At 65.1% G+C, this 370-nt stretch carries 1 pseudogene; it reads left to right on the top strand.

Going from position 1 to position 370, the window contains the following annotated elements:
* A pseudogene (locus tag EN862_RS35105) lies at positions 1-262 on the top strand (HlyD family secretion protein); the annotation flags it as partial.
* Between the last annotated feature and the right edge of the window lie 108 nt (positions 263-370).

Genomic DNA, 370 nt, shown 5'->3' on the forward strand with positions numbered 1-370 from the left:
TTACAAGCAGCGCACGACGCCGGTCATCCACGGCCGCGTTACCCGCGTCTCCGCCGACCGCGTCACCGATGCCAAGACCGGGTTTCCCTACTATGTCGCCGACATTGCGGTTGATCGGCAGGAACTCGCCGCCGCCCCGCAGATCCAGCTCTATCCCGGCATGCCGGCCTCGGTGATGATCGTCACCGAGGAGCGCACGGCGCTCGACTATATCCTTGGGCCGCTGGTGACATCGTTCCACACCGCCTTCCGGCAGAAATAGCTCCCGGACCGGATCAAAGGGACGCTCGGTCGTTCTGATCCAGGACACGGCTCTTCCTGAAAGCGCCCGCCGGCTCGGCGACCGGGTAGAGCCTGTGCTATCGGGCAG

The organism is Mesorhizobium sp. M2E.F.Ca.ET.219.01.1.1 (assembly GCF_004016445.2).
Classification (GTDB): domain Bacteria; phylum Pseudomonadota; class Alphaproteobacteria; order Rhizobiales; family Rhizobiaceae; genus Mesorhizobium.